The organism is Novosphingobium anseongense, from assembly GCF_037482895.1.
GTDB classification, from domain to species: domain Bacteria; phylum Pseudomonadota; class Alphaproteobacteria; order Sphingomonadales; family Sphingomonadaceae; genus Novosphingobium; species Novosphingobium anseongense.
This window is the reverse complement of the sequence record NZ_JBBHJZ010000004.1, coordinates 175,625-194,097: the sequence shown is the minus strand read 5'-3', so window position 1 is coordinate 194,097 and position 18,473 is coordinate 175,625. Positions and strand designations below refer to the sequence as shown.

The following is an 18,473-nucleotide window of genomic DNA, read 5'->3' as shown; positions in this document are numbered from 1 at the left end:
GGCGATCACCTAAGCTTGAGCGTGGACAGGCCGATGACGGCGAGGATGATCGAGACGATCCAGAAGCGGATGACCACGGTCGATTCCGCCCAGCCCTTCTGTTCGAAATGGTGGTGGATCGGCGCCATGCGGAAGACGCGGCGGCCGGTGCGCTTGAACCAGAACACCTGAATGATGACCGAGGCCGCCTCGAGCACGAAAAGCCCGCCGACGATGGCCAGCACGATCTCGTGATGTGCAGCGACGGCGATCGCGCCAAGCGCGCCACCCAGCGCGAGGCTGCCGGTGTCACCCATGAACACGGCGGCCGGCGGCGCGTTGAACCAGAGGAACGCCAGCCCCGCCCCCATGATGCCCGTGCACAGGATCGCAAGCTCGCCCGCGCGCGGCACGTGCGGAATGCCGAGGTAGGTCGCGAAGTCGGCGCGGCCGGCCAGATAGGCGATGATCGCGAAAGTGCCCGCCGCGATGATGACCGGCATGGTCGCGAGCCCGTCGAGACCGTCCGTCAGGTTCACCGCATTGCCAGCACCGACCATGACCACCGCCGCGAAGACGTAGTAGAAGGGTCCGAGCGGTATATAGCGGTTCGACAGGAACGGCACGTAAAGGTTGGTGTTGACCTGGCTGACGATGATGTAGGCGGCGACGCCCGCGACGCAGAACTCGAGGAACAGCCGGATCTTGCCCGAAACGCCCTTGTGGCTGCGCTTGGTGACCTTGTCGTAATCGTCGAGGAAGCCGATCGCGCCAAAGCCGATCGTCACGGCCAGGCAGGCCCAGACGAAGGGGTTGTTGAGGTCCATCCAGATCAGCATGGACACGACGAGCGAGATCAGGATCATCAGCCCGCCCATCGTCGGCGTGCCGCGCTTGGCGAGGTGGGTCTGCGGCCCATCCTCGCGGATCGGCTGGCCCTTGCCCTGGCGCACGCGCAGCATGTTGATGAAGCGCGGGCCGATGATCAGACCGATCACCAGCGCCGTCATCATCGCCGCGCCGGCGCGGAACGTCTGGTAGCGAATGAGGTTCGCCAGACCCTCGAAGTGGAAATATTCGGCGATGAGGTAAAGCATCAGGCGTCCTTGGCAGCGAGAGCCTTCACCAGCGCGCCGAGCCCGACCGAATTCGAGCCCTTGACGAGGATCGCGTCGCCGCTTTCCACGCCGAAATCCGCGAGCGCCTGGCCTGCCTCGGCCGGGTTCCGGCAATGGGCGAAGGCGATCGGCTTGCCAAGCGCGGTGTTTTCCGATTTCCCCAATTCATCGGCGAGAGCGCTCATCTCGTCGCCCACCAGCACCACATAGTCGACATGAGCCTCGCCCAGCGGCTCGGCGAGCGCGGCGTGGAAGGCCGGACCGTGATCGCCCAGTTCCTTCATCGAACCCAGCACGGCGATGCGGCGGCGCGCGACGGTCTTGCCGAGCTGCGCCAGGGTCGCGCGCATCGAGGCGGGGTTGGCGTTGTAGCTCTCGTCGATCAGCAGCGCCTTGCCGCGACCGTCGGGGCCGTCCTGCACCGCGATCTCGAGGCGTGCACCGCGGCCGGCCAGGCCCGGCATGTCGGCCAGCGCAACACCGGCCGCACCCAGATCGCCACCCGCGGCCCGCACCGCGGCCATGACCGCGAGCGAGTTCATCACCCAGTGCTCGCCGGGCTCGGCGATCGTGTAGCAGAGGCGGCGGTCACCGAGATCGGCGGTGACCAGCGAGCCGCCGTTGGCCGCCGCGATCGTGTCGAGCAGGCGGACCTGAGCATGGGCGGCGCGGCCGAAGCCGACGACCTTGGCGCCGAGGCTCTCGGCCTTGGCCTTGAGCCGCTCGTAGTGCGGGCTGTCGGCGGGGATCACCGCGACGCCGCCCTCTTCGAGACCCTCGAAGATCTCGCCCTTGGCGTCGGCGATCGCTTCCTCGCTGCCGAGCATCTCGATGTGCGCGGGCGCGATCGTCGTGACGACGGCGACGTGCGGGCGCACCTGGCGCGTCAGCGCGGCGATTTCGCCCGCGTGATTCATGCCCATCTCGAAAATGCCGAAGCGGCTGCGCGAGGGCATGCGCGCGAGGCTCAGCGGCACGCCGACGTGGTTGTTGTAGCTCTTGACCGAGCGGTGTGCGGCGCCGCGGCTGGAGCGATCGAGCGCAGCAAAGATCGCTTCTTTGACGCCGGTCTTGCCGACCGAGCCGGTGACGCCGATGACCTTGGCCGGGGTACGGGCGCGGGCGGCCTTGGCCAGGGCTTCGAGCGCAGCGGTGGTGTCGTTGACCAGAATGTGCGGATAGTCGACCGGGCGATCGACCACCGCGGCAGCCGCGCCCTTGGCGAAAGCGGCTTCGAGGAAGCGGTGACCGTCCATGCTCTCGCCCTTGAGCGCGAAGAACAGGTCGCCCGGCATCACGTCGCGGCTGTCGATCTCGACGCCCGAGACCTGGAAATCGGCATTGGCCACGCCCTTGACCGCGCGCGCGATGGCGATCGCGTCCCACAGCGCGAGCGGCAGGTCGTCGGCAATCTCAACAGGCCATTCGAGAATTCGTGCAACCGCAGCCATTAGTCTTCCCTTTCGGGAGCGCCCGCGCACTCCCTTGCAACCGAAACGTCGTCGAACGGCAGCACGCGCATGGCGTCACCGCTGCCGATGATCTGGCCCTGCTCGTGGCCTTTCCCTGCTACGAGCACGATGTCCTGCGCCCCCGCTTCGCCGACCGCGGCGGCGATCGCCGCGCGTCGGTCGCCAATTTCACGCGCACCGCGCGCTCCCGCAAGAACCTGCGACCGGATAACCCCCGGATTTTCGCCGCGCGGGTTGTCGTCGGTGACGATGACAAGGTCCGCCTGGGCCTGCGCGACGCGTCCCATCTCGGGCCGCTTGCCCTGATCGCGGTCGCCGCCGGCGCCGAACACGACGATCAGCCGGCCGCCCTGTCCATTTTGGCCGACATGCGGCCGCAGCGCCGCGATCGCGGCTTCGAGCGCGTCGGGGGTATGGGCATAGTCGACATAGACCGGCGCGCCGGCGCGGGTGATCGCCGCGCGCTCGAGCCGGCCGCGCACGGGCTGCAGCCGCGAGAGCGCGTCGAAGGTCTGCTTGGGATCGCCGCCGGTGGCCAGCACGAGCCCTGCCGAGACCAGCGCATTGGCGGCCTGATAGGCGCCGATCAGCGGCAGCTTGACCGTATAGGCCGTACCCGCGTGCTCGATCTCGAGCATCTGGCCGAGCTGACCCGGCTGGCGCGAGGCCAGCCGGATCGCCTCGCCGTTCACCCCCACGGTGAACAGGGTAAGCCCGTGTTTATTGGCATGTTCGATCGCCTTGGCCGACCAGGCATCGTCGGCCCAGACCACCGCCGCGCCGCCCCCGCCTTCTTTGGCGACGACGACCTCGTCGAACAGCCGCATCTTGGCCGCGAAATAGTCGTCCATGTCGGCGTGGTAGTCGAGGTGGTCGCGACTCAGATTGGTGAAGGCGCCGGCGGCGACCTTGAGCCCCTCGTTGCGGAACTGCGAGAGGCCGTGGCTCGACGCCTCGTAGGCGACATGGGTCACGCCTTCGCGGGCCAGGCCGGTCATGTTGGCCAGGAAGGTGACGATGTCGGGCGTGGTCAGCCCGGTCGAGACGGTCTCGTCGGGCGTGGTCACGCCGAGCGTGCCGATCGAGGCAGCACGGTGGCCGGCCATGCGCCAGAGCTGGCGCGTCATCTCGACGCAGGAGGTCTTGCCGTTGGTACCGGTGACGGCGACCACGGTCTCGGGCACCGGCGTGAAGAACCGAGCCGCGAGGTGCGCGAACGCACGGCGCGGCTCGGAAGCGGAAATGTGCACCGCGCCTTCGACCTTCGCCTCGGGCCGCGCGACGACGGCGACGGCGCCGGCAGCGATGGCAGCCGGAATGAAATCTTCGCCATTGACCTTCGCGCCCTGGAACGCGCCGAAGACGGTGCCGGGCGCGACCTTCCGGTTGTCGATCGCGAAGCCGGTCACGTTCGCGTCCGTGCTCGCGGGCAGCGCGATGCCGGCAGCCTGGGCGAGCGCGTCGAGCCTCACTCCTCGGCTCCCGCGGGGATCAGCGGCGACAGTTCGGAAATGTCGACGTCGTGGCTCTCGTCAGGCATCACGCCGACCAGCGGGCCGATGCGCGGGACGACGCGGCCGACGATCGGCGCGGCATTCCAGGCGGCGGTGCGTTGGAACGACGTGGCCTGGGTGCCCTGCGGCTCGTCGAGCATGGCGATGACCACGAAGCGCGGACGGTCCATCGGGAAAGCCGCGGCAAAGGTCGCGACCAGCGAGGTCTTGCGATAGCCGCCGGCACCGGGCTTCTCGGCCGAACCAGTCTTGCCGCCGATGCGGAAGCCGGGCGCATCGGCCTTCCGGCCCGTGCCGTCCTCGACGATCATGCGCAGCAGCTGGCGCATCCGCGCCGAGGTCGAGGCCTTGAACACGCGGCGACCCTGCGGGACCTGGCTCGGCGTCAGCTTCTGCAAGGTCGCGGGGCGCCAAATGCCGCCGTTGACCATCGCCGCATAGGCCGAGGCGAGGTGAAGCGGGGTGACCGCAATGCCATGGCCATAGGACACGGTCATGTTGGTGATCCGCGCCCAGGTGCCGCTCGGCCAGATCGGGAAACCGCGCGCGGGCAGCTCGATATAGGGGCGCTCGTTCATGCCGAGCGCGGCCATCGTCGCCTTGAGCCGCTGCCCGCCGAGCTCGTCGGCGACCTGCGCGGTGACGACGTTCGACGAATGGATCAGCGCCTCGGGCACGTTGAGCGAGGCACCCATGGAATGGCTGTCGCGGATCGTGAAGCGGCCGATCTGGAACGGCGCGGCCGGGTAACGACGCGCCATCGAGGTCACCGTACCGGCATCGAGCGCGGCGGCGACGGTGATCGGCTTGAAGGTCGAACCGAGCTCGTAGACCTGGTTGGTCACGCGATTGAAGATGTTGGGGGTCGAGGACTCGTCGATCAGGTTGGGATTGAACGAGGGCAGCGAAGCCAGGGCGACGACCTCGCCCGTGTCGACGTCGAGGATGATGCCGGCGGCGCCCTTGGCATTGCTCTCGCGCATGCCGCGGCCGAGTTCGTCCTCGAGCGCACCTTGGACGCGCAGGTCGATCGACAGCATCTGCGGGGTTCCGCGGGTGGCGGGATCGGTCAGCTTGTCGTTGAACACCTGCTCCATGCCGACCTGGCCCTTGCCGTCGGCGCCGACGAAGCCGAGGATGTGCGCGGCCATCGAGCCCTGCGGATAGAAACGCTGGTTCTCGCGCGGGAACTCGAGCGCGGGCTCGCCGATCGCGTGGAGCTTGTTGGCGTCCTCGGGCAGGATGCGGCGGCGCAGGTAGCCGGGCTGGCCCGAAGCCAGCCGTGCGGTCAGCTTGGCCTGATCCATGTCGGGGAAGACGCGGACCAGCGCGGCGGCGACTTCGGCCGGAGACTTGACCAGCGGCGAGCCGCCCTCGCCCAGCGCCTTGGGATTGAACCACAGCGCATAGGCGTTGAACGCGCGCGCCAGCGGCACGCCGTTGCGATCGACGATCTCGCCGCGGCTGGGCAGGAGCGCGTCGGCCATGGTGACGGGGCCGCGGCCGGGCTCGAACACGCCGAGCATGGCGATGCGCCCGAGCGCCAGCAGCGCGATCACGCCGAACAGGGTCAGCACCCAGAGCATGCGCCACTTCGCCACGACCAGCGAACGCTGGCGCACGTTCACCAGTTGGCGACGGCCCGTGCTGATCGTGGTGACGGCGACCGCGGTCATTCGACGCTGGCCTCGTCTTTCGCCGGCTTGCGCGTCGAGCGCAGTTCGATCCGCGCGAGACGATCCTTGAGGTCCGAAGCCTCGGCGGGCTTGCGCGTACCGCCAGCGGGCATTTCGGCAGCGATGGCCTTGCCGCTCAACGGCGAGACCATGGCGGGAAAGGCCGAACCTTCGTCCTCGGCCAGGTCCGCATGGGCGACGCGGATCGGCGATGGCGCGCCCGGGCCGCGTTCCTTGCCGAGCACGGCGAGCTGACGCTCGCCCTCGATATACTGGCCCGCCTTGGGCGCCTCGTAACCGAACTCAACGTCGTTGACCGCGCGCAGCTGCTGCTGGTTGGCGCGCGTCTCGAATTCGGTCTCGAGCGCGAGCTTTTCTTGCTTGAGCGCGACGATCTGGCGCTCGGCCAGGCGAACCTGGCTCTTGATCGCGTTGACGCGGAAGGTGAGAATCAGGGTCAGCGCGGCGCAGACCGTGAGGATCACGGCCCAGCCGATCGAACGAACGCGGTCGCGGGTCAGGTTCATGCCGCTTTCCTCTCACGCGCGGGGGAATCGGTGCGGGTGGCGGCGCGGAGCGTCGCCGAGCGCGCGCGGGGGTTGCGCGCGACTTCGGCGTCCGACGGCCGCGCCGCCTTCGCGATCTGCGCGAAGGCCGCAGGCGCCTTGGCGGCGACCGCGGGCAAGTGACGCGAGGTCGAGGCGACCGCGCCGCTGGCATCACGCAGGAATTGCTTCACGATCCGGTCTTCGAGGCTGTGAAAGCTGACCACGGCCAACTTGCCGCCGTCCTTGAGCAGCGCCTCGGCCGCAAAGAGGCCGTCGTTGAGCTGGTCGAGCTCGGCGTTCACGTGGATGCGGATCGCCTGGAAGCTCCGCGTCGCCGGGTCCTTCGACGGGCCCGAGCTGCCCTTGTAGTTGGGGCTGTAGCCCAGCGCCTTGCGCACCACGTTGGCCAGTTCGCCGGTGGTCGACAGCGGCCGCGCGGCGACGATCGCGCGTGCGACGCGGCGCGACTGGCGCTCCTCGCCGTACTGGAACAACACGTCGGCGATCTCGCCCTCACCCGCGGTGTTGACGAAGTCGGCGGCGCTCGGCCCTTCCTGCTCCATCCGCATGTCGAGCGGACCGTCGGCAGCGAAAGCGAAGCCGCGCTCCGGCTGGTCGAGCTGCATCGACGACACGCCGACATCCATGGCGACGCCGTCGACCCGCGAAATCCCCGCCTCGTTGAGCGCGGCGACCATTTCGGAGAAGCGACGCGGATGCAGCACGAGCCGTGGCGGGTTCTCCTGCGTTTCGGGCCAGAGACGACCGGCGGCGATCGCATCGGGATCGCGGTCGAAGGCGTGGACCGTGGCGCCCGCAGCGAGTAGTGCGCGGGTATAGCCGCCGGCACCGAACGTGGCATCGACGATGACCGAGCCGGCCACCGGCGCGAGTGCGGCGATCACTTCGTCGAGCAGGACGGGAACGTGCGGGACGGATGCCGTGCTCATGCCGCGGCTCCCTTGGCCTTGGCCTTGCCCAGCGCTTCGGCCGCGAGCTGGCGGCAGGCGGCCTGCGCGCCTTCCCAGCCCTGCCCCATCTCGGCAAGCCGCTTGGGACTGAAGATCACGAAGAACTGGCCTGCGCCCTGGAAATAGAGCTGGTCGTCGACGCTGGCGAGTTCCGCCAGGTATTCGGGCAGGACGAAGCGGCCGCTGTCGTCGAAGGGCAGCTGGGCGAAACCGTTGAGCTGGAGGCCGCGCAGTTCGCGATCGAAATCCTGATTGCGCTTGGCGGCGAGGTCTTCCTCGCGATCGAGCTGGGCCTCGAAGCCATCCTTGCGCGAAAGGCCGAAGCCGATCAGGCAGGGCCAGCGATCGTGCTTGTCGAGGCAGAGGACGGCCTTTTCGCCGCTCGAATCCTTGACCGTCTTGCGGAACTGCGGAGGCAGCACGAACCGACCCTTGTCGCGCAAGAGCGAAAAGCCGGTGCCGTTGTAGTTATATGGCTGCGACGCCATCTGCCCCTAGTCCCGTGAGGGTTGCCCTAAAAACCGGCACGACTTCTCCACCGCTGGCCGCGCGATTTGCGACCGGCTGACCGCGCCATGACAACGCGGCGGTTCATCCGTTCCGATAGGATTTCCTCTTACCGTTAGAGCGGGATTCAGAAAAGGGCTTTTAGGGGATTTTCCGGGAAAAGGCGGAAATTTCTGCTTCAAACCGGTCGAGATAGCCGGGAACCTTTATACAGTCTCTTTTTGTTCTATTTTAGAATATTGAAAATAAACAAATTTTCGACTCACCCCGAAATCCCGCATTTCCCGCGCTGCGACCAATGTCTAATCGCCGGACGGCATCAGGGGAAAATACGGGGATCATCTCGAAAAGCGCGCAAAGCCGGGAAATTGCGCAGCATCGACGCGACTTCGCGCCTTGCCTCGTCAGCGCGCGTTCCATGCACGAGCACCGGCGCGAGGGGGCCATCCCGTAATTTCCCGGATCGGAGTCGCAGCGCTCGCGAAGCGCGCAGGCTTACTTCTTGGCGGCTGCCGCCGTGGGATCGGCGGCAGGCACGACGCCGATGTCGGCAAGCGGATCGCTGGCCGCCTTGGCCGCCGGGGTTTCAGCCATGCTCGGAATGGCGTCGGCCTCTTCGGCCAGCCGCGCGCGATCCATGATGATGTTGGCCAGGCCGACAAGCAGCAACATGGCAGCAAGCCCGAACAGGCCGATCTGCAATCGGTGGACGGCCTGAGCACGCAGCACACGCGCCAGCGAAGGCACGTTAGGCTGGGGCGTTGCGACCGGCTCCACCAGATTCGACTGGATTTTTTGCGCCATTACGCCCTGTTTAGTCGATCAGGCGAGGCATATCAAGCGAGCCAGGGGAAGACCGGAAGCTTCTTCGATTCGAGCCACTCGCGATTGTAGAGTGAGGACAGGTAGCGGAAACCGGTATCGCAGAGGATCGTGGCGATCCGCGAACCCTTGCCGAGCTGCTTGCCGAGCGCCACCGCGCCCGCAACGTTGATGCCCGAGGACAGGCCGAGGCACAGCCCCTCCTCCTTGAGCAGCCGCGCGACCCATTCGAGCCCTTCCTCGTCGGAGATGCGGAACTGGGTGTCGATCGGCGCGCCTTCGAGGTTGGCGGTGATGCGGCCCTGGCCGATCCCTTCGGCGACCGAGCTGCCCTCGGCCTTGAGTTCGCCGTGGGCGTAGTAGGAATAGAGCGCAGCGCCGTGCGGATCGGTCAGCGCGATCGTGATCTTCTCGTCGAACTCCTTGAGCCCGAGGCCGACGCCGGCGATCGTGCCGCCGGTACCCGCAGCGCAGGTGAAGCCATCGACGCGACCTTCGAGCTGTTCCCAGATCTCGGGAGCCGTGCTCTCGATGTGCGCCTTGCGGTTGGCGATGTTGTCGAACTGGTTCGCCCAGATAGCGCCCTCGGTCTCCTCGGCCAGGCGGCGCGAAGTATGAACGAAGTGGCCGGGGTTCGAGAACGGCGCGGCGGGGACGAGGACGAGCTCGGCGCCGAGCGCGCGCAGGGTGTCCATCTTCTCGCGCGACTGGGTCTCGGGCATGACGATGACGGTCTTGTAGCCCAGGGCATTGGCGACGAGCGCCAGGCCGATACCGGTGTTGCCGGCGGTGCCCTCGACGATCGTGCCCCCGGGCTTGAGCGTTCCCCTGGCCTCGGCGTCGCGCACGATCCACAGCGCCGCGCGGTCTTTCACCGAGGCGCCCGGATTGGCGAATTCGCACTTGCCCCAGATCTCGCAACCGGCGGCCTCGCTCGGCCCCTTGAGCAGGACGAGCGGGGTGTTGCCGATGAGATCGAGCGAGCTGGGCTGAGCGACGGGTGCTGTCATGGGTGACGAGGTAGAGCGGCGGGCGCGCGGGATCAATGCCCTCGCGCGGCCCGCTCGATCTTCATCATCCCGACCTGCGCCGGGACGATGGCAGCAATCAGTCTTCCTGAGCGATCGTGACCTTCAGGCCTTCGAGCGCGTCGGTCACCGGCACCTGGCACGACAGGCGCGAATATTCGTTGCGGTGGTCCGAGCTGTCGAGCAGGTCGTTCTCGTCCTCGGACATCGCCGGGATCTTGTCCATGAAGTCGGGCGCGATGTGGACGTGGCAAGTGGCGCAGGAGCAGCAGCCGCCGCAAAGCGCGAGAAGCTCGTCGAAGCCGTTGTCGCGAATGACTTCCATCAGCGTGCGACCGAGCGGAGCCTCGACGCCGCGTTCCGCACCGGCCTGATCGACGACAGTAATCTGCGGCATGTCCCTAATTCCCCTTTGATACACTCTATATCGGTTTGGCCGGGCGACTAATCGCTGCCAAGGCCTTTGGCAAGCTGGCTTTACCACCCTATGGCAGGCCGAGGTTGTCGGCAAATGAACGGCCAAAGGATCGGAGCGACGATGGGACTGCAAGCGGAAGTGCTGCGCGAAGGACTCGACGCAATCGCCGCGCAAGAGCCCGCCATCGCCCGGGCCTTGCAGATCGCCGGCTATCCCGAACCGCGGATTCGCGCAACCGGTTATGCGACACTACTTCGCACAATTGTCGGCCAACAGGTCAGCGTGGCCGCCGCCGCCTCGGTCTGGGCCAAGCTCGAAGCGTTGCTCGGCGAAGACATGGCGGCCGAAGCCCTGCTCGCCGCCGACTTCGATTCGCTACGCGCCTGCGGGCTTTCGCGCCAGAAGCAGGGCTATGCGCGATCGCTTTGCGAACTGGTCACCGGCGGCGAACTCGACCTCGAGAACCTGCCTGCCGACGACGAGCAAGCGATCGCCCAACTCGTGCAGATCAAGGGCATCGGCCGCTGGTCGGCCGAGATCTACCTGCTCTTCGCCGAAGGCCGCCCCGACATCTGGCCGGCGGGCGACCTCGCGGTCCAGGCGGGGCTGCACAAGCTGCTCGGGCTCGACGAGCGCCCGAGCGAGAAGCTTACGCGCGAACTCGCCGAGGCCTGGCGCCCGCACCGTGGTGCCGCGGCGATTTTCACCTGGCACGTCTACAACAATCCGGCGCTCTGAGCGGGCACGACGAGGGGGGCGTCGATGACCAAGGCGATCTTCATCACCGGCGGCGCATCGGGCATCGGCAGGGCGGTGGCGCAGCTTTTTGCCACGCGCGGCTGGCGCGTGGGCCTGGGCGACGTCGACGGCGCCGGCATGAACGAGACGCTGGCGCTGCTACCCGTCGGCGCAGGCTCGGCCCATCCGCTCGACGTGCGCGACCGCGCGCAATGGGATGCAGCGCTGGCCGCGTTCGCCACGCAGGCCGGCCGGATCGACGTGGTCTTCAACAATGCCGGCCTAGCCTATGGCGGGCCGCTGCTCGACCATTCGGACGAGGAGATCGACCGGCTGATCGCGGTCAACTTCCGCGGCGTGCTCCACGGCGCCCGCGCCGCCCATGTCCATCTCAAGCGGAGCGCGCCCGGCTCCTGCCTGCTCAACACGGCGAGCGCCGCCGCGCTCTACGGCACCGGCGGGCTGGCGGTCTATTCGGCAACCAAGTTCGCGGTCCGCGCGGTGACCGAAGCGCTCGACGGCGAATGGGAGGCCGACGGCATCATGGTCCGCTCGCTGATGCCCAGCTTCATCGACACGCCGTTGCTGGCCGGCCCGGCCAATGCCACGACCAACCGCGCCAAGCGCGACGCCGTGGTCGCAGCAGGGCTCGAATTCACGCCCGTGGAGACCGTCGCCGAGGCCGCCTGGGCCGCGGTCCACGGCAAGCGGCTGCACACCCTGATCGGCAAGACCGCGCGCAAACTGGCCTTCGTGGCGAAATGGGCGCCGAGCCTCGCCCGCCAACGCGGCAAGCGGATCGTGGGAAGTTAGACGAAGCCGTCGATCAGCCGCGCCAGCGACACGTCGCGCACGCTCAGTCCGCCGGCGTCGTGCGTCGTCAGCGTGATCTCGACGCGGTTGTAGACGTTGAACCATTCGGGATGGTGATCGGCCTTCTCCGCTTCGATCGCGGCGCGCGTCATGAAGCCGAAGGCTTCGGCGAAATCTGCGAACTTGAACGTGCGGACGATGGCCAGGCCGTCGTCGCGCAGCGCCCAGCCGGTCAATTCGGCAAGCGCGGCATCGCGTTCTTCATGGGTGAGACGGGGGATGGCCATCAGCGCTCTCCTTGGCAGGGCGCGACCATTCCCCTATCGCCGGCGCCGATGCAAGCCGCCTGCCTCGTCGCCTGGGAACTCTACTGCCGCCGGGGCGACCGCATCCTGTTCGGCCCGCTCGACCTCTGGCTCGAACCCGGCGAGGCGCTGCACCTGACCGGCCCCAACGGCATCGGCAAGACCAGCCTGATCCGCATGCTCGCGGGCCTGCTCCAGCCTTTCGTCGCCTACGACATGGGTTCGAGCGCGATGGGCTCGATCACCTGGCAGGGCAGCTTCGCCTTGCAGGACGAGCGGCCCGCGCTCGATCCGCACCTGCCGCTCGGCCAAGCCCTGGCCTTCTGGCAGGGCATCGACGGCGGCACGGCGCCGCTCGATCGGCGCATAGAGCGATTGGGCCTCGCGCACCTGACCGACGTACCCGTGCGTTACCTCTCGACCGGTCAGAAGAAGCGCGCGGCGCTCGCCCGCGTCATCGGCCAGGGCGCCGACCACTGGCTGCTCGACGAGCCGCTCAACGGGCTCGACAAGGATGGCGTGGCACTCGTCGAAGCGCTGATCGCCGAGCGCCGCGCGGCGGGCGGCACGGTGATCGTCGCCTCGCACCAGCCGGTCGCTCTGCCTGGCGGCCAGACCATCGACCTGCGCGACCATCGGGCATGAGCCAGCTTGCCGCCCTCCTCCGCCGCGACCTTTCGCTGCTGCTGCTCGGCCGACGCGGTGGACCGGTGCTGCCCGTGCTGTTCTTCCTCGCCGTCGCCATGCTGTTCCCGTTTGCGGTCGGTCCCGACGCGCAACTGTTGGCACGCACCGGTGGCGGGGTGATCTGGGTGGCGGCGCTGCTAGCGGCGATCCTGCCGCTCGACCGGCTGATCGAGCCCGACATCGAGCTCGGTTTCTTCGACCAGTGGGCGCTGCGCGGGATTTCCGAGGAATCGATCGTCGCCGTGCGCATCCTCGCGCACTGGCTGAGCTTCGGCCCACCGCTGATGCTCGCAAGCCTGATCGCCGCAGCGCTGCTCGGGCTCGACGGCACGGCGCTGCGCACGGTCGAGCTGGGGCTGCTCGTCGGCACACCCGGCCTCGCGGCCTTGGGCGTAACGGTTGCCGCGCTGACCGCAGGCCTGCGCGGCGGCACGGCGCTGGCCGGGCTGCTGGTGATCCCGCTGGCCGTGCCGCTGCTCATCTTCGGCGCGGGCAGCCTGACCACGGGCGGCGACAGCGGCATCGCGCTGACCGCGGCGGTGAGCCTGGTCCTGCTGGCGATCGCGCCGTTTGCGGCGGGTGCGGCGATCCGCGGGGCGCGCCAATAACGTCATCCCCGCGAAAGCGGGGACCGCTGGCCGTCTTATCCGCGATCTCGGAGTAAACCGATAGCGGCCGCCGCTTTCGCGGGATGACGGGCTAAGCGTAAGGCGGCTTGTGCAGGCCCTTCGAGCTCAGCGTGAAGATCTCGCAGCCCGTCTCGGTGATCCCGATCGAATGCTCGAACTGCGCCGAGAGAGAGCGGTCGCGCGTCACCGCCGTCCAGCCGTCCTCGAGCAGCTTCACCGGCGGCTTGCCGAGGTTGATCATCGGCTCGATCGTGAAGAACATGCCGGGCTTGAGCTCCGGGCCGGTGCCCGCGCGCGCGGCATGGATCACTTCGGGCGCGTCGTGGAACAGGCGGCCGAGGCCGTGGCCGCAGAACTCGCGGACGACGCCATAGCGGTTCACCTCGGCATAGCGCTGGATTGCCGCGCCGATGTCGCCCACGCGATTGCCGGGCTTGGCCTGCTCGATGCCGAGCATCAGGCATTCGTGCGTCACGTCGACCAGCCGCTTGGCCTTCAGCGAGACGTCGCCGACCAGATACATGCGGCTCGAATCGCCGTGCCAGCCGTCGAGCAGCGGAGTCACGTCGATGTTGACGATGTCGCCGTCCTTGAGCGTCTTGTCCGACGGAATGCCGTGGCAAACGACGTGGTTGATCGAGACGCAGCACGAGTGCGCATAGCCGCGATAGCCGAGCGTCGCGGGCACGGCGCCGCCGTCGAGCGTCATCTGGCGGACGACGTCGTCGATCTCTTCGGTCGAGACGCCGGGCTGGACCATCGGCGCCAGGGCATCGAGAATATCGGCGGCGAGGCGGCCGGCCTTGCGCATGCCCTCGAAGGCCTCGGGGCCATGCAACTTGATCGTGCCGTCGCGCAGGACGGTCTCGTCGGCCGTGACAATCTGGTACTGAGTCATGCCGCGCATGTAGCGACAACCGCCCCGAATTGCGAGCCCGTCAGCGTTTCGCCACGAAGGTCGAGCGGAATTCGGGCTTCACCGCCGCCAGCACCGCGGGGGTCACGGGCAGGGTCACCTCGTAGTTGCCCTCGGCATAAGGTCCCGCCTCGTAAGGCGCGATCAGCACGCCGATGCGGTCGAAAGCCTTGCGGTTCGACGAGCCGAGAATGATCGTCGACTCGGCCGGATCGATGCACTTCGAGAACTCGGGCACGGCGTCGCCGATGGACTCTCCGCCCCGCTTCTTGGCGCGTTCGCGATCGAGCGCGGCGCAGAAGTCCTTGCTAATGGCCTGGGCCAGCGCCGCCTTCGAGGTGAACAGGTCGATCGGCTTGCGCCGCTGGTTCGCCTGACGATCCCAGACCAACGCATCGAAGCCGTGGTTCGGATGCGCGCCGCCCTGATAGTCGCTGATGTCGGCCGAGAGGCTGAGCCAGCCGGGCAGATCGGTGACGACCTTCCATTCGACCCAGGAGCCGAGCGGGTTGAACGGAAAGCCTTCCTTCTTGGCCTCCGCCTTCTGACCCTCTGCGTTCTTGGCCAGTTCGGTCTTGAGCTTCTCGAGCTCGCCGTCGAGCTGTGCCTTGAGGTCCGGGATCGCGCCGACCGGCGCGGGATAGGAATAGGCGAATTCGAAGAGCGGATTGCTCTGCTTGACCTCGCGCGCCGCACCGGGCTGGGCCGCCCCGGCCTCGCTGGGCGCTGCGACCTTGGGCACGTCGGCGCCCTTGCTGGCGAGCGCGGCAGGGGTCTCCTGCTTCTCCTTCGAACAGCCGGCGGCGAGCATTCCCAACGCGACGGCGGACAGCAGGGCGGTTCGGGAGATCGACATTCGTGCTTTTTCCTCTCGCAACGGCGCGCGCCATTCGGCAAAGCTCCGCAGCACAATGTCCGACAAGCACACTTTGATCCAGCCCGACCGCGGGCAGCAGGCCACGGCGATCCATCTCGTCGACAAAAAGGGCCTCGAAGACTTCACCAAGACGCTCTCCGCGCCGCAACGCGCGGCGCTGGCGGCGCAGAGGTTCGAGGGCGATGGCTATGCCCATGCGATCGTGCCCGATGGGGATGCCTGGTTCGTCGTCGCCGGGGTCGCCGATCCGGCGAAATTGTCGTCATGGTGCCTGGCCAAGCTCGCCGAGGTGCTGCCCGCGGGTAGCTATCGCCTGGTGGATGGCGATCCCGGCGCAGCGCTGCTCGGCTGGGTCACCGGCCAGTACCGCTTCGACCGCTACAAGGCCGACAAGGCCAAGGAAGGCGCGCGCGTCCTGCTGACCAAGGAGGTCAAGGCGATCGACGCGGCGCTGGCCGAAGCTGCGGCGACCGCGCTTGTGCGCGACCTCGTCAACACGCCCGCCGAGGACATGGGCCCCGCCGAGCTCGAAGCCCAGGCCGAGGCGCTGGCCAAGGCTCATAACGCCGAGCTGCGCGTCACCCGCGGCGACGTGCTCGAACGCGAATATCCGATGATCCACGCGGTCGGCCGCGCGGCCGAGCGCGCCAAGGCGCCGCGGCTGATCGAGCTCGAATGGGGCGATGCCCAGCACCCGCGGATCGCCGTCGTCGGCAAGGGCGTCTGCTTCGATTCGGGCGGGCTCGACATCAAGCCGAGCTCGGGCATGCTGCTGATGAAGAAGGACATGGGCGGCGCCGCGCACGCGCTCGCGCTCGCGCGGCTGATCATGGAAAGCGGACTCAAGGTGCGGCTGCACCTGCTGGTCCCCGCGGTCGAGAACGCGATCGCCGGCAATGCCTTCCGCCCCGGCGACGTGCTGCGCTCGCGCGCCGGAATCTCGGTCGAGATCGGCAACACCGACGCCGAGGGCCGCCTGATCCTGGGCGATGCGCTGACCCGCGCGGGCGAAGACAAGCCGGAGTTCATCCTCGACTTCGCCACCCTGACCGGCGCCGCGCGCTCGGCGCTCGGGCCCGACCTGCCCGCACTGTTCACCCGCGAGGACGCGACGGCCGAAGGCCTGCTCCAGGCCGGCGAAGCCTGCGACGATCCGTCGTGGCGCCTGCCGCTGTGGAACGGCTACCGCGAATACCTGAAATCCGACGTGGCCGACCTCAACAACTCCTCGCCCAACCCCTACGCCGGGGCAAGCGTGGCCGCACTGTTCCTCGACCGCTTCCTGCCCGAAGGCATCGACTGGGCCCATTTCGACACTTTCGCCTGGCGCCCGGCGAGCAAGCCCGGCCGGCCCAAGGGTGGCGACGCGCTGGGCCTGCGCGCGTCTTGGAAGTTGCTCCAGGCGCGCTACGGCTGACGCTGTCATCGTGACCAGCCCAACGATGCCGCGCTCGCGCGTCTACGCGATGCTGATGATCGTGCTGCTGCTCTGGGCCGGCAATTCGATCGTCGGCCGCGCCGTGCGCGAGGACATCCCGCCGCTGACGCTCGCACTGTTCCGCTGGTCGGGCGGCGTGCTCCTGCTGCTGCCGTTCGCCTGGCGCCACATCCGCGCCGACCACGCGGTGATCAAGGCGAACTGGCCGATGATCCTGCTGCTCGGCGCCGCGGGCATCGGTGCGTTCAACGGCCTGCTCTATTCGGGTCTGCGCGAGACGACTGCGAGCAACGCCCTGCTGATCCAGGCGGCGATCCCGGCGCTGGTCTTCCTGTTCGACTTCGTCCTGTTCCGCAGTATCCCCCGCCCGGCCCAGCTCATCGGCGTCGCAATCGCCGCGGTCGGCGTCGCGACGATCATCTTCGAAGCCGATCCCGCGCTGCTGCTCGCGCTGCAGTTCGGGCGCGGCGACCTGCTGGTGCTGATCGCGGTCACCGCCTGGGGCTTCTACACCTCGCTGTTGCGGCGCCGGCCGCCGATCCATCCGCTCGCCTTCCTGACGCTGACCTTCATGATCGGCGTCGCCGCCATGCTGCCCGGCGCCCTGCTCGAATGGCGCCACGAGACGATCCGCTGGTCGCCCACGGTGATCGGCGCCATCCTCTACGTCGCCATATTCCCCTCGCTGATCGCCTACCAGATGTTCAACCGCGCCGTGGCCGAGATCGGCGCGGCCGATACCGGCCAGGTCATCAGCCTGCAGCCGCTGATCGGCGCGGGCCTGGCCGCGTTGTTGCTCGGCGAGGCGCTGCACGCCTATCACTTCGCTGGCATGGTGCTGATCCTGCTGGGAATTGCCATCCCGATGCTGCGCCGAAACAATTGAGGCCTTTCCGCATTCCTGCCATCACGGCACGGTGGAGGTTCGACGATGTCGGATAGCGACGCGGATATCGAGGCAGCAGAGGACGTCGCGAGCCTGATCGTCACGCACGACTGGAGCGCGTCTCCGCTCGGTCCGCCCGAGACCTGGTCGACCAGCCTGAGGACCACCGTCGGCATGCTGCTGCGCGCCCATGCCGAAATCGTCCTGTTCTGGGGGCCGGACTTCGTCGCGCTCTACAACGATTCCTACGCGCAGACGATCGGCGACAAGCACCCCCGCGCGCTGGGTCGTCCCGCGCGTGAGAACTGGGCCGAGCTGTGGGACGATCTCGAACCGCTGCTGCGCGGCGTCTACGAGACCGGCGAGACCTTCTCGGCCAAGGACCGCGCGTTCTACATCGAGCGCCACGGCTACGGCGAGACCGTCTATTTCGACATTTCCTATTCGGCCGTGCCCGATGACCGCGGCGGGATCGGCGGCGTGCTCTGCATCGTCTCGGAGACCACCGAGCGCCACCGTGCCGGCGAGCATCTGCAACTCGTCGTGCACGAGCTCAACCATCGCATGAAGAACAGCCTGGCGATGGTCCAGTCGATCGCCCGCCAGACCTTCCGCAATGCCGAAGATCTGAGCGATGCTCAGGAGCGCTTTTCCGCACGGCTGATCGCCCTGGCCCAGGCGAACGACCTGCTGACCGGCGAACGCGGGGCCCGCGCCAGCCTGCGCGGCGCCGTGGCCCAGGCGGTCGCGCCCTACCAGCCGAGCGAGCACCGGGTCGAACTGATCGGGCCGGAAGTGCTGCTCCGCCCGAAAAGCGCGCTGACCCTGACCCTGGCGATGCACGAACTTGCGACCAACGCCGTCAAATACGGCGCCTGGTCGAACGATCGCGGTACGGTCACGGTCGAATGGTCGCGGCACGAGACGGGCGGAGGCGCGGAGCGGCTGAATATCGAGTGGCGCGAGACGGGCGGCCCGCCGGTCGTGCCGCCGGCGCGGCGCGGCTTCGGCTCGCGCCTGATCGAGCGTGGCCTGGCCGGCGAGCTCGACGGCGAAGTCGAGCTGATCTTCGCCGACACGGGGCTCCGCTGCACGGTCGACGCGCCGCTGCCGGCCCTGCGGGAAAGCTGA

Annotated in this window: 20 protein-coding genes; 7 read left to right on the top strand and 13 right to left on the bottom strand. The window is 68.1% G+C overall.

The genetic code is table 11. The features are described 5' to 3' along the window. Positions 1 to 5 precede the first annotated feature (5 nt). From mraY to WG901_RS18775, 10 genes are all read right to left on the bottom strand, one after another. A complete protein-coding gene (gene mraY / locus WG901_RS18820) occupies positions 6 to 1,076 on the bottom strand; it encodes a phospho-N-acetylmuramoyl-pentapeptide-transferase (RefSeq protein WP_339588653.1) in 1,071 nt (356 codons plus the stop codon). Then, positions 1,076 to 2,548 (bottom strand): UDP-N-acetylmuramoyl-tripeptide--D-alanyl-D-alanine ligase, encoded by a 1,473-nt coding sequence (locus WG901_RS18815; protein ID WP_339588652.1) that lies wholly within the window; start codon positions 2,546 to 2,548, stop codon positions 1,076 to 1,078. Before WG901_RS18815 ends, mraY begins: the two co-directional genes overlap by 1 nt. Then, positions 2,548 to 4,041, bottom strand: a complete 1,494-nt coding sequence (locus tag WG901_RS18810) for a UDP-N-acetylmuramoyl-L-alanyl-D-glutamate--2,6-diaminopimelate ligase (RefSeq protein ID WP_339588651.1) — start codon at positions 4,039 to 4,041, stop codon at positions 2,548 to 2,550. The genes WG901_RS18815 and WG901_RS18810 overlap by 1 nt, the downstream gene beginning before the upstream one ends. After that, positions 4,038 to 5,759, bottom strand: coding sequence for a peptidoglycan D,D-transpeptidase FtsI family protein (locus tag WG901_RS18805; RefSeq protein WP_339588650.1), 1,722 nt, complete (start codon positions 5,757 to 5,759; stop codon positions 4,038 to 4,040). Before WG901_RS18805 ends, WG901_RS18810 begins: the two co-directional genes overlap by 4 nt. After that, on the bottom strand, positions 5,756 to 6,286 hold the full coding sequence (locus tag WG901_RS18800) for a hypothetical protein (RefSeq protein ID WP_339588649.1): 531 nt from the start codon (positions 6,284 to 6,286) through the stop codon (positions 5,756 to 5,758). Before WG901_RS18800 ends, WG901_RS18805 begins: the two co-directional genes overlap by 4 nt. Next, the gene (gene rsmH / locus WG901_RS18795) at positions 6,283 to 7,257 is read right to left on the bottom strand and encodes a 16S rRNA (cytosine(1402)-N(4))-methyltransferase RsmH (protein WP_339588648.1); all 975 of its coding nucleotides are present in this window, start codon (positions 7,255 to 7,257) and stop codon (positions 6,283 to 6,285) included. The genes WG901_RS18800 and rsmH overlap by 4 nt, the downstream gene beginning before the upstream one ends. Beyond that, complete coding sequence (locus WG901_RS18790) at positions 7,254 to 7,766, bottom strand: division/cell wall cluster transcriptional repressor MraZ (RefSeq protein ID WP_339588647.1); 513 nt, start codon at positions 7,764 to 7,766, stop codon at positions 7,254 to 7,256. Before WG901_RS18790 ends, rsmH begins: the two co-directional genes overlap by 4 nt. Positions 7,767 to 8,280: 514 nt before the next feature. Next, complete coding sequence (locus tag WG901_RS18785; RefSeq protein WP_339588646.1) at positions 8,281 to 8,589, bottom strand: hypothetical protein; 309 nt, start codon at positions 8,587 to 8,589, stop codon at positions 8,281 to 8,283. Between the two features lie 32 nt (positions 8,590 to 8,621). Beyond that, positions 8,622 to 9,617, bottom strand: coding sequence for a cysteine synthase A (locus tag WG901_RS18780; protein ID WP_339588645.1), 996 nt, complete (start codon positions 9,615 to 9,617; stop codon positions 8,622 to 8,624). A 97-nt stretch (positions 9,618 to 9,714) separates the two neighbouring features. Next, positions 9,715 to 10,032: a 2Fe-2S iron-sulfur cluster-binding protein gene (locus WG901_RS18775; RefSeq protein WP_339588644.1), complete on the bottom strand. Its 318-nt coding sequence runs from the start codon at positions 10,030 to 10,032 to the stop codon at positions 9,715 to 9,717. Between the two features lie 141 nt (positions 10,033 to 10,173). Here WG901_RS18775 and WG901_RS18770 point away from each other — a divergent pair, with 141 nt between their 5' ends. Both WG901_RS18770 and WG901_RS18765 read left to right on the top strand, forming a co-directional pair. Beyond that, the gene (locus WG901_RS18770; RefSeq protein WP_339588643.1) at positions 10,174 to 10,791 is read left to right on the top strand and encodes a DNA-3-methyladenine glycosylase family protein; all 618 of its coding nucleotides are present in this window, start codon (positions 10,174 to 10,176) and stop codon (positions 10,789 to 10,791) included. Between the two features lie 24 nt (positions 10,792 to 10,815). Then, complete coding sequence (locus tag WG901_RS18765; protein WP_339588642.1) at positions 10,816 to 11,604, top strand: SDR family oxidoreductase; 789 nt, start codon at positions 10,816 to 10,818, stop codon at positions 11,602 to 11,604. On the opposite strand, the gene WG901_RS18760 is transcribed toward WG901_RS18765, so the two are convergent. Beyond that, the gene (locus WG901_RS18760; protein ID WP_339588641.1) at positions 11,601 to 11,891 is read right to left on the bottom strand and encodes a 4a-hydroxytetrahydrobiopterin dehydratase; all 291 of its coding nucleotides are present in this window, start codon (positions 11,889 to 11,891) and stop codon (positions 11,601 to 11,603) included. The two genes, WG901_RS18765 and WG901_RS18760, sit on opposite strands and share 4 nt — an antisense overlap. 48 nt (positions 11,892 to 11,939) lie before the next feature. Between WG901_RS18760 and ccmA the strand changes: the two genes are divergently transcribed. Next, positions 11,940 to 12,554: a heme ABC exporter ATP-binding protein CcmA gene (gene ccmA, locus WG901_RS18755; RefSeq protein WP_339588640.1), complete on the top strand. Its 615-nt coding sequence runs from the start codon at positions 11,940 to 11,942 to the stop codon at positions 12,552 to 12,554. Beyond that, a complete protein-coding gene (gene ccmB / locus WG901_RS18750; protein ID WP_339588639.1) occupies positions 12,551 to 13,204 on the top strand; it encodes a heme exporter protein CcmB in 654 nt (217 codons plus the stop codon). The genes ccmA and ccmB overlap by 4 nt, the downstream gene beginning before the upstream one ends. A gap of 91 nt (positions 13,205 to 13,295) precedes the next feature. Here the strand turns inward: ccmB and map are convergent, their stop codons facing one another. After that, positions 13,296 to 14,123, bottom strand: coding sequence for a type I methionyl aminopeptidase (gene map, locus WG901_RS18745; RefSeq protein WP_339588638.1), 828 nt, complete (start codon positions 14,121 to 14,123; stop codon positions 13,296 to 13,298). Between the two features lie 40 nt (positions 14,124 to 14,163). Further along, entirely contained in the window at positions 14,164 to 14,997 is an 834-nt protein-coding gene (locus WG901_RS18740) for a DUF3298 and DUF4163 domain-containing protein (RefSeq protein ID WP_339588637.1), read from the bottom strand. Between the two features lie 55 nt (positions 14,998 to 15,052). On the opposite strand from WG901_RS18740, the gene WG901_RS18735 reads away from it, so the two are divergent. From WG901_RS18735 to WG901_RS18725, 3 genes are read left to right on the top strand one after another with little or no spacing between them, the layout of a single operon-like run. Next, the gene (locus WG901_RS18735; protein ID WP_339588636.1) at positions 15,053 to 16,435 is read left to right on the top strand and encodes a leucyl aminopeptidase family protein; all 1,383 of its coding nucleotides are present in this window, start codon (positions 15,053 to 15,055) and stop codon (positions 16,433 to 16,435) included. A gap of 10 nt (positions 16,436 to 16,445) precedes the next feature. Beyond that, positions 16,446 to 17,342 carry a DMT family transporter gene (locus WG901_RS18730; protein ID WP_339588635.1) on the top strand — a complete coding sequence of 299 codons (897 nt, stop codon included), beginning with the start codon at positions 16,446 to 16,448 and terminating at the stop codon, positions 17,340 to 17,342. Between the two features lie 45 nt (positions 17,343 to 17,387). Beyond that, positions 17,388 to 18,473, top strand: coding sequence for a sensor histidine kinase (locus tag WG901_RS18725; protein WP_339588634.1), 1,086 nt, complete (start codon positions 17,388 to 17,390; stop codon positions 18,471 to 18,473).

Bases quoted from the DNA above. Each gene is read 5' to 3' on its own strand.
- mraY (WP_339588653.1), bottom strand. From the start codon at position 1,076: ATGCTTTACCTCATCGCCGAATATTTCCACTTCGAGGGTCTGGCGAAC.
- WG901_RS18815 (WP_339588652.1), bottom strand. From the start codon at position 2,548: ATGGCTGCGGTTGCACGAATTCTCGAATGGCCTGTTGAGATTGCCGAC.
- WG901_RS18805 (WP_339588650.1), bottom strand. From the start codon at position 5,759: ATGACCGCGGTCGCCGTCACCACGATCAGCACGGGCCGTCGCCAACTG.
- WG901_RS18800 (WP_339588649.1), bottom strand. From the start codon at position 6,286: ATGAACCTGACCCGCGACCGCGTTCGTTCGATCGGCTGGGCCGTGATC.
- rsmH (WP_339588648.1), bottom strand. From the start codon at position 7,257: ATGAGCACGGCATCCGTCCCGCACGTTCCCGTCCTGCTCGACGAAGTG.
- WG901_RS18790 (WP_339588647.1), bottom strand. From the start codon at position 7,766: ATGGCGTCGCAGCCATATAACTACAACGGCACCGGCTTTTCGCTCTTG.
- WG901_RS18785 (WP_339588646.1), bottom strand. From the start codon at position 8,589: ATGGCGCAAAAAATCCAGTCGAATCTGGTGGAGCCGGTCGCAACGCCC.
- WG901_RS18780 (WP_339588645.1), bottom strand. From the start codon at position 9,617: ATGACAGCACCCGTCGCTCAGCCCAGCTCGCTCGATCTCATCGGCAAC.
- WG901_RS18775 (WP_339588644.1), bottom strand. From the start codon at position 10,032: ATGCCGCAGATTACTGTCGTCGATCAGGCCGGTGCGGAACGCGGCGTC.
- WG901_RS18770 (WP_339588643.1), top strand. From the start codon at position 10,174: ATGGGACTGCAAGCGGAAGTGCTGCGCGAAGGACTCGACGCAATCGCC.
- WG901_RS18765 (WP_339588642.1), top strand. From the start codon at position 10,816: ATGACCAAGGCGATCTTCATCACCGGCGGCGCATCGGGCATCGGCAGG.
- WG901_RS18760 (WP_339588641.1), bottom strand. From the start codon at position 11,891: ATGGCCATCCCCCGTCTCACCCATGAAGAACGCGATGCCGCGCTTGCC.
- ccmA (WP_339588640.1), top strand. From the start codon at position 11,940: ATGCAAGCCGCCTGCCTCGTCGCCTGGGAACTCTACTGCCGCCGGGGC.
- ccmB (WP_339588639.1), top strand. From the start codon at position 12,551: ATGAGCCAGCTTGCCGCCCTCCTCCGCCGCGACCTTTCGCTGCTGCTG.
- map (WP_339588638.1), bottom strand. From the start codon at position 14,123: ATGACTCAGTACCAGATTGTCACGGCCGACGAGACCGTCCTGCGCGAC.
- WG901_RS18740 (WP_339588637.1), bottom strand. From the start codon at position 14,997: ATGTCGATCTCCCGAACCGCCCTGCTGTCCGCCGTCGCGTTGGGAATG.
- WG901_RS18735 (WP_339588636.1), top strand. From the start codon at position 15,053: ATGTCCGACAAGCACACTTTGATCCAGCCCGACCGCGGGCAGCAGGCC.
- WG901_RS18725 (WP_339588634.1), top strand. From the start codon at position 17,388: ATGTCGGATAGCGACGCGGATATCGAGGCAGCAGAGGACGTCGCGAGC.